The organism is Pseudomonas sp. TWI923 (genome assembly GCF_039673365.1).
Taxonomy (GTDB): domain Bacteria; phylum Pseudomonadota; class Gammaproteobacteria; order Pseudomonadales; family Pseudomonadaceae; genus Aquipseudomonas; species Aquipseudomonas sichuanensis.
The window spans coordinates 50013-65359 of sequence record NZ_JBDJLM010000026.1 but is presented as its reverse complement, the minus strand read 5'-3'; the positions used below and the strand labels follow the sequence as shown (position 1 = coordinate 65359).

Genomic DNA, 15347 nt, shown 5'->3' with positions numbered 1-15347 from the left:
CTCCCACAGGGACTGCGCCTTTCTTGAGAAAAGCGAATTCCTGTGGGAGCGGGTTTACCCGCGAAGAGGCCGGTGCAGGATTACCGCCGATCAGCGCTGCGCGAACTGCAGCACCACCTCCAGCGGATGGCGCAACTGCTTCTCGGTCATGCGCTTGACCTGGCTGCGGCACGAATAACCGGTCGCCAGCGCCTCGCCGTCCTTGTCCAGCTTGGTCGCCCAGGACTGCTCGAAGATGGTCTTCGAGGTTTGCTGGTTGCGCGCCTCATGCCCATAGGTCCCCGACATGCCACAGCACCCCGTGGCCTCGGTGACCAGCTTCAGGCCCATCCGCGCGAACACCTGCTCCCACTGCTTGGTGCTGGCCGGCACATTGGTCTTCTCGGTGCAGTGGGCCATCAGGCGGAAGCTGCCAGCCTTGGCCGGCGCCTGCTCGGGCAGCACGTCCATCAGCCATTCCTGCGGCAGCAGCACTTGCGGGCAGCCCTCCAGGCCGTCGACCTTCTGGTACTCCTGGCGATACACCAGGGTCATCGCCGGGTCCAGCCCCACCAGCGGCACACCGCAGTCGGCCAGGGCCTTGAGCTGAGTGCCGTTGCGGATGGCCGCCTTGGCGAAGGCGCCGAGGAAGCCCTGCACGTGCAGGGGCTTGCCGTTGGCACTGTACGGTGCCAGGAACACCTTGTGCCCCAGGCGATGGGCCAACTCGATGAACGAGGCCAGCAGCGGCGTCTCGAAGTAACGGGTAAAGGCATCCTGCACCAGCACGATGCTGCGCTCGCGCTGGGCCGGGGTCAGCTCGCGCAGGGCCGGCACACTGGCCACCTGCACGCGGCAGCGGGTCAGGGTGGACTGGAAGTTGAAGCGGCTGATCAGCGGGCTGTCGACCATGCCGACCTGGTCCGCCAGCAGCTTGCTCACCCACTTCGAGCCCATCACCGCGTTGTACAGGCCAGGAGCGTGGGCCAGATAAGGAATGCTGAACTCCAGCGAGCCGATCAGGTAATCGCGCAGCGGGCGCTGATAGCGGCCGTGGTACAGCTCGAGGAAGCGCGAGCGGAAGTCCGGCACGTTGACCTTGATCGGGCACTGCCCCGCGCAGGACTTGCACGCCAGGCAGCCGGCCATGGCGTCGTACACCTCGTGGGAGAAGTCCTGCTGGCCCTGCTGTTGCGCACGGCGGTTACGCAGCCGCGCTGGCAGCCCCTTGAGCCAGGAGGCCTTGCGCTGGGCGGCGGCCAGCACGTCGATGTTGGCCTCGCCCTGCAGGCGCAGCCATTCGCGGATCAACGAAGCGCGGCCCTTGGGCGAGTGCTGGCGTTCGCGAGTGGCCTTCCACGACGGGCACATGGCGTCGTTGGGGTCGTAGTTGTAGCAGGCACCGTTGCCGTTGCAGTGCACGGCGCTGCCGAAGCTCTGCCAGACGCGCTCGTCGATGGTCCGGTCGAGGTCGCCGCGCAGGGTCACGCCATCCACCGGGGTCAGGCCTTCGGCGCTGTCCGGCGGGGTGCAGATCTTGCCCGGGTTGAGCTGGTTGTGCGGGTCGAACGCGCCCTTCAGGCGCTGCAAGGCCGGGTACAGCTCGCCGAAATACTCCGGCACGTACTCCGAGCGCAGGCCCTTGCCGTGCTCGCCCCACAGCAGGCCGCCATAGCTTTTGGTCAGTGCCGCCACGGCATCGGAGATCGGCTTGACCAGCGCGGCCTGGGCCGGGTCTTTCATGTCCAGCGCCGGGCGCACGTGCAGCACGCCGGCATCGACATGGCCGAACATGCCGTAGGCCAGGCCATAGCCATCCAGCAGCGCGCGGAAGTCGGCAATGTAATCGGCCAACTGCTCCGGGGGCACGGCCGTGTCCTCGACGAACGGCTGCGGGCGCACTTCGCCTTCGACGTTGCCCAACAGCCCCACCGAGCGCTTGCGCATGACATAGACGCGGGTCACCGCCTCGGCGCCTTCGGCCAGGGTGTGGCCCAGGCGCTCGACACCCTTGTCGGCCTGCAGGTGCGCGACGAAGGCCTGGACCCGGGCATTGACCTCGTCCGGCTCGTCACCGCAGAACTCCACCAGGTTGATGCCCAGGGTCGGGCGCTCGGGGTCGGCCGGGAAGTATTCGGCGACGCTGTGCCAGACGATGTCCTTCATCGCCAGCATCAGCACCTTGGAGTCGACGGTCTCGATCGACAGCGGCTTGTGCGCCATCAGCGCATTGGCGTCGCGCAGGGCGTCCATGAAGCTGGTGTAGCGCACGTTGACCAGCACGGCGTACTTGGGGATCGGCAGCACATTGAGCTTGGCTTCGACCACATAGCCCAGCGAGCCCTCGGCGCCGCACAGCACGCTATTGAGGTTGAAGCGGCCCTGCTCGTCGCGCAGGTGCGCCAGATCGTAGCCGGTCAGGCAGCGGTTGAGCTTGGGGAAGGTGCTTTCGATCAGCTCGCCCTGGGTTTCCTGGATCTCGCGGGCCATGCGGTACACCTCGCCCACCCGGCCGGGCGCCGCGCAGGCTTGCTCCAGCGCGGCGTCGTCGATCGGCAGGCTGTGCAGGCGCTCGCCACCGAGCAGCACGCTGTGCAGTTCGAGCACGTGGTCGCGGGTCTTGCCGTAGGTGCAGCTACCCTGGCCACTGGCATCGGTGTTGATCATGCCGCCCACGGTGGCGCGGTTGGAGGTGGACAGCTCGGGGGCGAAGAACAGCCCGTGGGGCTTGAGCGCCGCGTTGAGCTGGTCCTTGACGGTGCCGGCCTGCACCCGCACCCAGCGCTCCTCGACGTTGATTTCGAGGATCTTGTTCATGTGCCGCGACAGGTCGACGACGATACCGTCGGTCAGCGACTGGCCGTTGGTGCCGGTACCGCCACCGCGCGGGGTGAGCTTGATGCCATGAAAGCGCGGTTCGGCCATCAGCGTGGCGACCCGCGCCACATCGTCCGCGTCCAGCGGGAACACCGCCGCCTGGGGCAGGCGCTGGTAGATCGAGTTGTCGGTGGCCAGCACGGTACGGGTGCCGTAGTCGGCGCTGATCTGGCCACGGAAGCCGCTGTTTTTCAGGGCTTCGAGGAATTCAGGGTAGTCGGCGGCGGGCGCACGGGGCAGCAGCTGGGCGATCATCGTTGGATGGCCTCTTGATATGGGCTTGTTCACGGTTTCAGGCGCGGCGCAGTTGTAATCGTGGCAGCGGCGGTGCGCCGCTCCCACGAAGAAAATGGGCGTTTCCTGTTCATCCGGCATGAATGGATCTCAAGCGGATGACGAATGTGCCAATGTTCCTGTAGTTTCGCGCCAGGGGCAAACGGATATTCCTGCCGCTATCAATGAGCTTTATGAATGAATTACCGCCACCTCACCCCTTCGATGTCGCTGCTGCTGGCATTCGAGGCCGCCGCCCGACATGAAAGCTACACCCGCGCCGCCGCGGAGCTTTCGCTTACGCAAAGCGCGGTGAGTCGCCAGGTGCAGGCACTGGAGCAGCAGTTGGGGCTTACCCTGTTCCGCCGCGAGGGCCGCCAGGTGCAGCTGACCGACGTTGGCCGGCTGTACCAGCGCGAGCTGAGCGAGGCGCTGGGGCGTATCCGCAGCGCGACCTTGCAGGCCCTGGCCTATCAGTCCGGGGTCGGCACCCTGCGCCTGGCCACCCTGCCGACCTTCGGCTCGAAATGGCTGCTGCCACGCCTGCATGCGTTCTACAGCGCCCACCCGGGGATGCTGGTGCATATTCATTCACGTATCGAAGCGATCAATTTCGACACCAGTGAGATCGACGCGGCCATCGGCGTGGCCAGCCACGACCTGCCGGGGCTGATCTGCCATCGCCTGCATGCCGAGGAACTGGTGGTGATCCTGCCGCCGGAGGCCGCCGGCGACGAGGCCGACTGGAGCCCGACGCGTATCAGCGGGCAAGTGCTGTTGAATGTCGCCAACAATCCACATGCCTGGGGCGAATGGTTCTCCCATCACGCCCTGCCCCACCGCGCGATGCGCCTGGGGCCTAGCTTCGAGCTGACCTCGCACCTGATCCAGGCGGTGCGCGCCGGCATCGGCATCGGCCTGGTGCCACGCATTCTGGTGCAGGAAGAGCTGGCCAATGGAGAGCTGTTCAGCCCTGGAGAGGCATTTGCCAGCCAGCGCAGTTACTACCTGATCTATCCACCGAGGAATGAGGCGCTGCCTTCACTCAGAGCGTTTCGCAGCTGGCTGCTCGAACAGATCTGATTTACCTGTACTTACATCACGCCCTGTAGGAGCGGCCTTGTGTCGCGAAAGGGCCGCATAGCGGCCCCGGCGGTCTTGAAGTGTCACTCAGATCCTGGGGCCGCTTCGCGCCCCTTTCGCGACACAAGGCCGCTCCTACAAGCGATGAGGCCGGCACAGGCAAGAAAAAACCCGATGCCAGTCGCCCGGCATCGGGTTTGTTTCAAGCCACCTCAGCGCTTACTTGGCAACAGTGCCAGCCGCACCGTTGGCCTGGGACCCACGCTTGCTCTTGAGCATATAGGCCACATACATCACCACCAGCCATACCGGCATCGCGTACACCGACACCTGGATGCCCGGGATCTGCAGCATGATGCCCAGGATCAGCACCACAAACGCCAGCACCACATAGTTGCCATAGGGGTACCACAGCGCCTTGAACAGCGGCTTCTGGCCGGTACGGTCGAGGTGCTGGCGGAACTTCAGGTGCGAGTAGCTGATCATCGCCCAGTTGATCACCAGGGTCGCCACCACCAGCGACATCAGCAGCTCCAGGGCATTCTGCGGCATCAGGTAGTTGAGCAGCACCGCGATCAGGGTCACGGCCGCCGAAACCAGGATCGAACGCACCGGCACACCGCGCTTGTCCACCTTGGCCAGGGCCGCCGGGGCATCGCCCTGCTCGGCCATGCCCAGCAGCATACGGGCGTTGCAGTAAGTGCCGCTGTTGTAGACCGACAGTGCCGCGGTCAGGACCACGAAGTTCAGCAGATGCGCGGCCACGTCACTGCCCAGCAGCGAGAACACCTGGACGAACGGGCTGCTGCCATAGCTGCCACCGGAGGCGTCGATGCTGGCGACCAGGGTGTCCCACGGCGTCAGCGACAGCAGTACAACCAGCGCACCGACATAGAAGATCAGGATGCGGTAGATGACCTGGTTGATCGCCTTGGGGATCACGGTCTTCGGCTTGTCGGCCTCGGCAGCGGTGAAGCCGAGCATTTCCAGGCCACCGAAGGAGAACATGATGAACGCCAGGGCCATCACCAGGCCGCTGACTCCATTGGGGAAGAAGCCGCCATGGGCCCACAGGTTGGTGACCGTAGCCTCAGGGCCACCGCTACCGCTGGTCAGCAGGTAGGCACCCAGGCCGATCATGCCGACGATGGCGGCCACCTTGATGATGGCGAACCAGAACTCGGCCTCGCCGAAGAACTTCACGTTCATCAGGTTGATGGCGTTGATCAGCAGGAAGAAGCCTGCCGCGGTGACCCAGGTCGGGATCTCCGGCCACCAGTAATGGACGTACTTGCCCACCGCCGACAGTTCCGACATGCCGACCAGGATGTACAGCACCCAGCAGTTCCAGCCCGACAGGAAGCCGGCGAAACCGCCCCAGTACTTGTGCGCGAAGTGGCTGAAGGAGCCGGCCACCGGCTCCTCGACGATCATCTCGCCCAGTTGGCGCATGATCATGAAGGCAATGAAGCCGCAGATGGCGTAGCCGAGGATCATCGACGGACCCGCGGATTTCATCACGCCGGCCGAGCCGAGGAACAATCCGGTGCCGATGGCGCCGCCCAGGGCGATCAGCTGGATATGGCGGTTCTTCAAGCCACGCTTGAGTTCGCCAGACTGTGAGTTATGTCCACTCATGAACGAAGTCACCTGCTTGTTTTTATCTGTGACGGAATCGGACCCACCGCGCTCGTGGCGCAGCGGAATGGGCAAGGTGGTTACCTTGGGTTCTTGGACGGGTCTGTCGCGGTGGGCACTGGGGCCCAGGGCAAATCAACCGGGTGTCAGCAAGAGTGCGCGGTACGCAAGGGGGTCACAGGTAAAACGCGGCGCATTGTATACCCCTGCAAACGCGCAGGCGTCAACGCGTTGCATCGTTTCCTGTGGAAAAAACGCAGCGGTCCTGGGGCGAAGGCCTGAAAAGGCGGAGTGATCGGCGTACATGGCGCCTCCATTTGTTGTTCTGTTACCGGGCTCTTTGGCCAGGCGTTGCACACGGCAATGGCGCTATATCAACGTGTGGGCAGGGTTTGGACAAGGGGGCGGATCGAGGCTGGAAGGCCCTGGGATGGCGGGCGCGGCAAGTTCTGTTTACAGAGACAGGAAAAATCGAGTTTGACCGGGAATTTTGCCGTGATTTGTAAAAAAATCTTTACGAAGCGGTCTAAAAACTTTCCACTTGCGAGGAAAATTTCTTTGAGATCAGATATTTGCCGCTATCTTGCGGCCACGTGCCTGGCCTTGCCTCTGTAGGAGCGGCCTTGTGTCGCGAAAGGGGTGCGAAGCGCCCCCAAGTTGTGGGCATCAAGCTGATATTGCCGGGGCCGCTGCGCGACCCTTTCGCGACACAAGGCCGCTCCTACAGGGACCGCGTCAATTCGCCGGGCACAAAAAAGCCAGCCCGAAGGCTGGCTCTTTCGCTACACGGGTCGATCAGCCACGCGGCTTGCCGCGACCACGGCCGGCCGGCTTGTCACCGTCCGGGCGGGCGGGACGCTTGCGCATGTCGCTCGGACGCTCGGCCACCGCGCTGCCACGGCTGCCTTTGCGCGGCGCAGCCTCTTCACGCGGCGCACGCGCCGGACGCTCGGTCTGACCTTCGCCGGCCGGTCGCAGGGTGCGCACACGCTCGCCACGGCCCATTGGACGGGTCGACTTGCGCTGCATGCGCTCCATCTTGTCCTTGGCCTTGAGGTTCAGCGTTGGCAGTGCCACCGGTTGCAGGCCCACTTCAGCGGCCAGGATATCGATCTCGCCCTGGCTCATTTCGCGCCAGCGGCCCATCGGCAGGTCGGAGTTGAGGAACACCGGGCCGAAACGCACGCGCTTCAGGCGGCTGACCACCACGCCTTGCGACTCCCACAGGCGACGCACTTCACGGTTGCGGCCTTCCATCACCACGCAGTGGTACCAATGGTTGAAGCCTTCGCCACCCGGAGCCTTCTGGATGTCGGTGAACTTGGCCGGGCCGTCCTCGAGCATCACGCCAGCCTTGAGGCGCTCGACCATGTCGTCGTCGACCTCACCGCGCACGCGCACAGCGTACTCGCGGTCCATCTCGTAAGACGGGTGCATCAGGCGGTTGGCCAGTTCACCGTCGGTGGTGAACAGCAGCAGGCCGGTGGTGTTGATGTCCAGGCGGCCGATGTTGATCCAGCGGCCCTCTTTCGGACGCGGCAGGCGGTCGAACACGGTCGGGCGGCCTTCCGGGTCGTCACGGGTGCAGATTTCGCCGTCGGGCTTGTTGTACATGATCACGCGGCGGGTCGCCTCGGCGGCCTCGACGCGCTTGATCAGCTTGCCGTCAACGGTGATGGCGTCGTGCAGGTCGACGCGAAGGCCCAGGGTGGCCTCGACACCGTTGACCTTGATACGGCCCTGGCTGATCCAGGCCTCGACGTCACGACGCGAGCCCACGCCAATGCGCGCCAGCACTTTCTGCAGCTTTTCGCCGGACGGAGGGGTGGGTTGTTGGTCCTGCAGGTCTTGCTCACTCATCTGGGCACCTCCCGGTGTATTAGTGAAAGCGTTTTTTGGCGACGGATGCGCCAAAGGGGCGCGCATCATACGCGGTTCGGCGCGGGAACGCACTGGAGGGTAGGCTGTTTTTTGAGGCCGGGGTAGGCTTTCTGCCAGATGGCACTGCAACCCTTTCGCGGGTAAACCCGCTCCCACAGGTTCAGCAGTAATCCTGTGGGAGCGGCGGTTCGCCGCTGCGATTTACCCGCGAAGAGGCCGGCGCAGCAGACACATGGCCATCAGGGTTCCAGCTTGGCTTGCGCTTCAGGCTCTTCGCGCAAATCATCGAAATCAGTCTTGAGCCCCTCTTCCATCGCATCCAGCTCCACCAGCAGCGAGCGGAAGCTGGTTTCATCCTTCGGCGCTGGCGCTTCACCCTCCTCGCCCAGGCTGGCATCGGCCAAGGCCTGCAAGTGCGCGGGCACCGGCGCTTCGTCCGGGTCGTCGAGTGGCGCCTCTGGCTCCAGCTCACGCAGCTCGGCCAGCGCCGGGAGCTGATCGAGGCTCTTGAGGTTGAAGTGATCGAGGAATGCCTTGGTGGTGGCGAACATGGCTGGCCGCCCGGGCACCTCGCGGTAACCGACGATACGGATCCACTCACGCTCCATCAGGGTCTTGATGATGTTGCTGTTCACCGCCACCCCCCGCACATCCTCGATCTCGCCGCGGGTAATGGGTTGGCGATAGGCGATCAGCGCAATGGTTTCAAGCAAGGCGCGGGAATAGCGCTGCGGGCGTTCTTCCCACAGGCGGCCGACCCAGGGCGCATAGCTTTCGCGGATCTGCAGGCGGTAACCGGTGGCCACCTCCTTGAGCTCGAAGGCGCGGCCATTGCAAGACTTGCCAAGCACCTCCAGGGCTTTCTTGAAGATGGCCGGCGCCGGGCGCTCGGCTTCTTCGAACAGTTCGTACAGGCGCTCGAGGGATTGCGGCTTGCCCGAGGCGAGCAGGAAAGCCTCGATCAGCGACGCGAGTTCACGGGGTTCGTTCAGGTTCATGGGGTTGTCAGGTCACTCTGCCCGGGCGCGGACGTGGATCGGGGCGAAAGCCTCATTTTGCACCAGTTCGATCAGCGATTCCTTCACCAGCTCAAGAATCGCCATGAAGGTCACCACCACCCCGAGCTTGCCTTCCTCGGCGCTGAACAGCTCGACGAAGGGCACGAACTCGCCTCCCTTGAGGCGTTCGAGCACCTGGCTCATGCGCTCGCGGGTAGACAGGGCCTCGCGGGTGATCTGGTGGCTTTCGAACAGGTCATTGCGGCGCATGACCTCGGCCATGGACAACAGGATCTCTTCCAGGGCGACATCGGGCAACAGCTTGCGCACCTTGGCCTGGGGCGCATCCAGCTGCGGCACCACTACCTCGCGGCCAACCCGTGGCAAGGTGTCGATGCCCTCGGCGGCGGCCTTGAAGCGCTCGTACTCCTGCAGGCGGCGGATCAGCTCGGCGCGCGGGTCGCCCTCGTCCTCCTCCACCTCGGCGGAACGCGGCAGCAGCATGCGCGACTTGATCTCGGCGAGCATCGCAGCCATCACCAGGTACTCGGCGGCCAGCTCCAGGCGCACGTTCTTCATCAGCTCGACATAGCTCATGTACTGGCGGGTGATTTCTGCCACCGGGATATCGAGGATGTCGACGTTCTGCTTGCGAATCAGGTACAGCAGCAGGTCCAGCGGGCCCTCGAAGGCTTCGAGGAAGACCTCCAGGGCGTCTGGCGGGATGTACAGATCGACCGGCATTTCGGTCAGGGCTTCGCCGTAGACCAGGGCCAACTGCAGCTGGAAAGGCGTCTCGGCCTCGCTGGCCGGCGCCTCGGGCGCTTCCACCTGGCTCACGCGCTGGCCAGGAACGGCGCAGGGTCACCGCACCCTTCGCGGATCAGCTCGGGTTCATCGCCGGTCAGGTCGATCACCGTGGACGCCTTCAAATCGCCAAAGCCACCGTCGACGATCAGGTCGACATGGTGCTCCAGGCGCTGGCGAATCTCGTACGGATCGGTCATGGGGTCTTCATCGCCCGGCAGGATCAGGCTCACGCTCATCAAAGGCTCGCCGAGCTCTTCAAGCAGCGCCAGGACGATCGGGTTGGACGGCACGCGCAGGCCGATGGTACGGCGCTTTTCGTGCAGCAGCAGGCGTGGCACTTCGCGGGTGGCGTTAAGGATGAAGGTGTAAGGGCCTGGAACATGGGCCTTGAGCAGGCGGAACGTCGCCGTGTCGATCTTGGCGAAGGTGCCCATCTGCGACAGGTCGCAACACAGCAGGGTGAAGTTGTGGTTCTTGTCCAGCTGACGCAGGCGGCGGACACGCTCGATGGCGTTCTTGTCGCCGATCTGGCAGCCCAGCGCATAAGCCGAATCGGTGGGATAGACCACCACACCACCCTTGCGGATGATTTCGACGGCCTGCTTGATCAGCCGCGCCTGCGGGTTTTCCGCATGAATCTGGAAAAATTGGCTCACGAAGTCGTCCTGTTCATACCGCCATAGGCTGTTCATGTCGGAATCGGCGCCACAGGGGTGGCAGGTCCTCAGGCAATGGCCGGTAGGCACCGATCTCGCCCCAGGTGCCAGGGCCGTGGAAATCACTGCCAGCGCTTGCCAGCAGGCCGAACTCACGGGTGAGGATGGACATCGTCCCCACCTGCTCGGGCGGCATCATCCCATTGACCACTTCCAGTGCCTGCCCACCTGCCTGAATATAGTCGGCAATCAGCCGTCTGCGCTTGCTGCGGGTCAGTTCGTAGTGCATGGGATGAGCCAGGCTCACCCACGCATTGGACTGGCGCAGCGTGGCGACGGTTTCCTCGAGTGTCGGCCAGTGCAATTTGACGTCACCCAGCTTGCCGGCGCCCAGCCACTTGCGAAACGCTTCGCCGCGGTCCTTGACGAAGCCTGCGCGCACCATGAACTCGGCGAAATGCGGGCGTGCCGGGGCGTTGCCGCTGTCGCCCAGCTCCTGCTGCACCGCCCGCGCACCTTCGAGCGCACCGGGCATGCCTTTGGCGGCCAGCTTGCGATCGATCTCTTCAGCCCGCAGCCAGCGGCCACGGTGGAGGTTTTCGATGGCTTCGAGCAACGGCGGAGCATCGAGGGGGAAGTCGTAACCCAGCACATGGATGGTCGCGCCGCCCCAGGTGCATGACAACTCGACGCCACTGACCCAGTGCATGCCGTTGTCGAGGCAGGCCTGGCGGGCCTCGGGCAGGCCCTCGAGAGTGTCGTGATCGGTGAGCGACAAGGTCCGCACCCCATGCTCATGGGCCCGGGCGACCAGTGCCGTGGGCGACAGGGCGCCGTCGGAGGCCGTGCTGTGACAGTGCAGATCAACATTCATGGTGGAGCGCTTTCGCCGGAATCGATGTTTGTTATTATGCCGTCACATCCCGCTTCTGGCTGCCACTGTGAAACAATTCATCGATTTCATCCCGCTGCTGCTGTTCTTCATCGTCTACAAACTGGACCCGCGCCCACTCGAATTCGCCGGCCACAGCTTTGAATTCGGCGGTATCTACAGCGCCACGGCGATGCTTATCCTCAGCTCGCTGGTGGTTTACGGCGCGCTGTTCCTGCGCCACCGCAAGCTCGAAAAAGGCCAGTTGCTGACCCTGGTCGCCTGCCTGGTGTTCGGTGGCCTGACCTTGGCCTTCCACAGCGAAACCTTCCTCAAATGGAAAGCACCGGTGGTCAACTGGCTGTTTGCCCTGGCCTTCGCCGGCAGCCACTTCATCGGTGACCGGGTGCTGATCAAACGCATCATGGGCCACGCCCTGACACTTCCAGAAACAGTCTGGACCCGCCTGAACCTGGCATGGATCGTCTTCTTCCTGGTCTGCGGCGCCGCCAACCTGTTCGTCGCCTTCACCTTCCAGGCCTTCTGGGTCGACTTCAAGGTGTTCGGCAGCCTGGGCATGACCGTGATCTTCCTGGTGGCGCAGGGTGTATACCTCTCGCGTCACCTGCACGACACCGACCCCTCCACTTCCAAACCCAAGGACTGACATGCTCTACGCCATCATCGCCAGCGACGTCGCGAACTCCCTGGAAAAACGCCTGGCCGCCCGCCCTGCCCACATCGAGCGCCTGCAACAGCTCAAGGCCGAAGGCCGCGTGGTGCTGGCCGGCCCGCACCCGGCCATCGACAGCAACGACCCGGGCGCCGCCGGCTTCAGCGGCAGCCTGATCGTCGCCGAGTTCGAATCACTGGCCGCCGCCCAGGCCTGGGCCGACGCCGACCCGTACATCGCTGCAGGTGTCTACGACAAGGTCGTGGTCAAGCCGTTCAAGCAAGTCCTGCCGTAAGAGTAGTTGTTGTGGGGGCAGCTTCGTGGGAGCGGGCTTGCCCCGCGATTGCGCCAGTCCAAGCTATCGCTATCGCGGGGCAAGCCCGCTCCCACGCAGCTGCTCCCAGCTCCCCCCCGCACTGCACTATTCATAAATTGCGACGACCGGCCGACAACCTCCTGAACCGACAAGAATCAGGAGTCCCAATGCGTCAAGGTCCGATGTCCGTGCTGCTTTGCCTGTTGCTGCTGTCCCCTTTCGCCGCGGCCGAACAGCCGTTGTCGCTGGAAGCCGGGGCGCGAATCACCGAACTGCAGCAGCGCCTGGAAGAGAGCGAGAAACAACGCACCCTGCTGGCCCAGCAAATGCAGAGCCAGGACAGCGAACGCGAGAGCGCCCAGCTGAGCCGCCTGCGCCAGGACAACCAGCGCCTGAAGCTGGCCATCAAGGAGCTGCAGGCCGGGGCCAATCCGGTGCAACGCCTGCTCACAGACCAGCAACAATGGTTCCTGATCGGTTCGGCCGTTGCACTGTTGTCGGTAGTCTGCGGTATCTTAGCCAGCGGCGGTCACAGACGACGCCGGCAATGGTTGAATTGAGTGAGACATGAGCGAGCTGTTACTGATTGATGATGACCAGGAGCTGTGTGAGCTGCTTGGCAGCTGGCTGACCCAGGAAGGCTTTGAGGTGCGCGCCTGCCACGATGGCTCGAGTGCGCGCCAGGCCCTGGCCGCCCACGCGCCGGCAGCGGTGGTACTGGATGTGATGCTGCCCGACGGCAGCGGCCTGGAACTGCTCAAGCAGCTGCGCAGCGAACACGCCGACCTGCCGGTGCTGATGCTCTCGGCCCGTGGCGAGCCGCTGGACCGTATCCTTGGCCTGGAGCTCGGCGCCGACGACTACCTGGCCAAACCCTGCGACCCCCGCGAGCTCACCGCTCGCCTGCGCGCAGTGCTGCGCCGCAGCCACCCCAGCGCGCCCACCTCGCAGATCGAGGTCGGCGACATGGTCTTCAGCCCGGTACGCGGCGTGGTCAGTATCGACCAGCGCGAGATGACCCTTACCCTGTCCGAGAGCCGCATCCTCGAAGCCTTGCTGCGCCAGCCCGGTGAACCGCTGGACAAGCAGGAGCTGGCGCAGATCGGCCTGGGCCGCAAGCTCACCCTCTACGACCGCAGCCTGGACATGCATGTCAGCAACCTGCGCAAGAAGATCGGCCCGCACGCCGACGGCCGCCCACGCATCGTCGCGTTGCGCAGCCGAGGCTACTACTACAGCCTTTGAAGGCAGCTACAAGCTTCAAGCCTCAAGTTTCAAGAAACAGCAAATCGAGCATCACCCCCGCTTTTACTTGAAGCTTGCAGCTTGAAGCTTGCAGCTCTTTACCCTCCCTTTACCCTCGCCTGACCGCCCTTGACCTTGATCTCCCTAGACTGGGCACATCCGGTAACCACCGGCCCCTGAAAGGAGAGACACCATGCGCAAGACCCTTATCGCCCTGATGTTCGCCGCCGCCCTGCCGACTGTAGCCATGGCCATGCCTGAAGGCGGCCCGCGCCACGACGGCCCGCATCATCGCGGTGACGCGCCTTTCGCCCAGCTGGACCTGAGCCGCGACCAGCGCCAGCAGATCGGCAAGCTGATGGGCGAGCAGATGCAACAACGCCGCGACATCACCGAGCGCTACATGAACAAGCTGCCGGCAGCCGAGCAGAAGGCCATGAAGGACGAAATCAAGGCCAGCCACGACAAGACCGAAGGCCAGATCCGCGCCCTGCTCAAGCCAGACCAGCAGAAGAAGTTCGACGAACTGCAAAAGGAACGCGCCGCGCGCAAGGCCGAGTGGCAGGAGTTCCAGGCCTGGAAGGCTGAAAAAGGCAGCAAGGCCCAGTAAGCTGTCCCCCCAATGCCCGGCCCGCTCAGCAGCGGGCCGGGCTTTTGCCATTTCGCGGAGGTGCTCGTCTTGCGTTCACTGTTCTGGCGCATCCTGGCCAGCTTCTGGCTGGCCATCGCCCTGGTCGCCGGCCTGTCGATCCTGCTGGGCCACATGCTCAACCAGGACACCTGGATCCTCAGCCGTCACCCCGGCCTGAACACCCTGGCCAGCCGCTGGGTGCAGCATTACGAACAGGAAGGCCTGGAGTCGTCGCAACGCTTCCTTGAACGGCGCAAGCAACGCTACAAGATCGACGTGCAGGTGCTCGACGACAGTGGCGATGCCGTGGTTCCCGGCACCTTCCCGCGCCGCGCTGCCGCGTTCGAGGCGCGCCAGCACAACGACGAACGCCGCCTGCCCTGGCGTCGCCTGACCGAGGAATACACCAGCCCCACCAGCGGCGAAACCTACCTGCTGATCTACCGTATCCCCCACCCGGAACTGGCCGCCTGGCACCGCGAAAGCCTGATCTGGCCGCTCAGCGCGCTGGGCATCGCGCTGGTGGTGCTGACCCTGTTCAGCCTGCTGGTGACCCTGTCGATCACCCGCCCGCTGAGCCGCCTGCGCGGCGCGGTGCATGACCTGGGGCAGACCAGCTACCAGCAGAACAGCCTGGCGCGCCTGGCCGTGCGCCGCGACGAGTTCGGCGTGCTGGCCAACGACTTCAACAAGATGGGCGCGCGCCTGCAAAGCCTGATCGGCAGCCAGCGCCAGTTGCTACGCGATGTGTCCCACGAATTGCGCTCGCCCTTGGCGCGCCTGCGTGTCGCCCTGGCCCTGGCAGAACGCGCCGGGCCCGAACAGCGCCAGGCCCTATGGCCACGGCTGACCCGTGAGTGCGACCGCCTGGAAGACCTGATCAGTGAAATTCTGGTGCTGGCCCGGGTCGATGCCGAGCAGGCGCATGCCGAGCCCGTGGACCTCAATGCCGTGCTGGGTGGCGTGCGTAAAGACGCCCAGTTGGCGGCGCCAGATCAGGAAGTGCGCCTGCAGATGCAGCCGGGGCTGACCCTGCAAGGCTGGCCGACCTTGATCGAACGGGCGGTGGACAACCTGCTGCGCAATGCCCTGCGCTTCAACCCGCTGGGGCAACCGATCGAAATTGATGCCCACCGTGAACAGGAGCGCATTGTCCTGAGCGTGCGTGACCATGGGCCGGGGGTGGCAGAGGAACATCTGGCGCAGTTGGGCGAGCCGTTCTACCGCGCACCGGGCCAGGAGGCACCAGGGCATGGGTTGGGGCTGGCGATCGCGCGCAAGGCGGCGGAGCGCCATGGCGGCAGCCTGACGCTGGCGAATCATCCGCAGGGTGGGTTTGTGGCGACGCTGGTGTTGCCCTGTGAAGTCAGCGCTGGCTGACAGATTCTGGGGCTGCTGCGCAGCCCTTTCGCCGGC

The 15347-nt window shown here is 64.5% G+C and carries 14 protein-coding genes; 7 read left to right on the top strand and 7 right to left on the bottom strand.

Annotated elements, in window-relative coordinates; genetic code table 11:
* Nucleotides 1-90: 90 nt before the first annotated feature.
* Nucleotides 91-3111, bottom strand: a complete 3021-nt coding sequence (locus ABE459_RS12780; RefSeq protein ID WP_258704883.1) for an FAD-binding and (Fe-S)-binding domain-containing protein — start codon at nt 3109-3111, stop codon at nt 91-93.
* A gap of 216 nt (nt 3112-3327) precedes the next feature.
* Between ABE459_RS12780 and ABE459_RS12775 the strand changes: the two genes are divergently transcribed.
* A complete protein-coding gene (locus ABE459_RS12775; RefSeq protein WP_125465039.1) occupies nt 3328-4212 on the top strand; it encodes a LysR substrate-binding domain-containing protein in 885 nt (294 codons plus the stop codon).
* A gap of 219 nt (nt 4213-4431) precedes the next feature.
* Here the strand turns inward: ABE459_RS12775 and ABE459_RS12770 are convergent, their stop codons facing one another.
* The 6 genes from ABE459_RS12770 to ABE459_RS12745 all read right to left on the bottom strand — a co-directional run bounded on the left by ABE459_RS12770 (nt 4432) and on the right by ABE459_RS12745 (nt 11069).
* On the bottom strand, nt 4432-5850 hold the full coding sequence (locus ABE459_RS12770; protein WP_110991931.1) for an amino acid permease: 1419 nt from the start codon (nt 5848-5850) through the stop codon (nt 4432-4434).
* 795 nt (nt 5851-6645) lie between these two features.
* Nucleotides 6646-7710 carry a 23S rRNA pseudouridine(2605) synthase RluB gene (rluB, locus tag ABE459_RS12765; RefSeq protein WP_323828431.1) on the bottom strand — a complete coding sequence of 355 codons (1065 nt, stop codon included), beginning with the start codon at nt 7708-7710 and terminating at the stop codon, nt 6646-6648.
* A 260-nt stretch (nt 7711-7970) separates the two neighbouring features.
* Entirely contained in the window at nt 7971-8729 is a 759-nt protein-coding gene (scpB, locus tag ABE459_RS12760) for an SMC-Scp complex subunit ScpB (RefSeq protein ID WP_125465042.1), read from the bottom strand.
* Between the two features lie 12 nt (nt 8730-8741).
* Nucleotides 8742-9440, bottom strand: coding sequence for a ScpA family protein (locus ABE459_RS12755; RefSeq protein WP_323828561.1), 699 nt, complete (start codon nt 9438-9440; stop codon nt 8742-8744).
* 125 nt (nt 9441-9565) lie between these two features.
* Nucleotides 9566-10195 (bottom strand): L-threonylcarbamoyladenylate synthase, encoded by a 630-nt coding sequence (locus tag ABE459_RS12750; protein ID WP_110991965.1) that lies wholly within the window; start codon nt 10193-10195, stop codon nt 9566-9568.
* Between the two features lie 13 nt (nt 10196-10208).
* The gene (locus ABE459_RS12745; RefSeq protein WP_125465045.1) at nt 10209-11069 is read right to left on the bottom strand and encodes a PHP domain-containing protein; all 861 of its coding nucleotides are present in this window, start codon (nt 11067-11069) and stop codon (nt 10209-10211) included.
* Nucleotides 11070-11136: 67 nt separating this feature from the next.
* Here ABE459_RS12745 and ABE459_RS12740 point away from each other — a divergent pair, with 67 nt between their 5' ends.
* The 6 genes from ABE459_RS12740 (at nt 11137) to ABE459_RS12715 (ending at nt 15311) form a co-directional block, all read left to right on the top strand.
* Nucleotides 11137-11733, top strand: a complete 597-nt coding sequence (locus ABE459_RS12740; protein WP_323828435.1) for a septation protein A — start codon at nt 11137-11139, stop codon at nt 11731-11733.
* A gap of 1 nt (nt 11734) precedes the next feature.
* Nucleotides 11735-12034: a YciI family protein gene (locus tag ABE459_RS12735; RefSeq protein WP_110991937.1), complete on the top strand. Its 300-nt coding sequence runs from the start codon at nt 11735-11737 to the stop codon at nt 12032-12034.
* 188 nt (nt 12035-12222) lie between these two features.
* A complete protein-coding gene (locus ABE459_RS12730) occupies nt 12223-12615 on the top strand; it encodes a translation initiation factor 2 (protein WP_110991938.1) in 393 nt (130 codons plus the stop codon).
* Nucleotides 12616-12622: 7 nt separating this feature from the next.
* Nucleotides 12623-13300, top strand: a complete 678-nt coding sequence (locus tag ABE459_RS12725) for a response regulator transcription factor (RefSeq protein WP_323828437.1) — start codon at nt 12623-12625, stop codon at nt 13298-13300.
* 193 nt (nt 13301-13493) lie between these two features.
* A complete protein-coding gene (locus ABE459_RS12720; protein ID WP_125465049.1) occupies nt 13494-13910 on the top strand; it encodes an LTXXQ domain protein in 417 nt (138 codons plus the stop codon).
* Nucleotides 13911-13922: 12 nt separating this feature from the next.
* Nucleotides 13923-15311 carry a HAMP domain-containing sensor histidine kinase gene (locus ABE459_RS12715; protein WP_323828439.1) on the top strand — a complete coding sequence of 463 codons (1389 nt, stop codon included), beginning with the start codon at nt 13923-13925 and terminating at the stop codon, nt 15309-15311.
* Nucleotides 15312-15347: the final 36 nt, after the last annotated feature.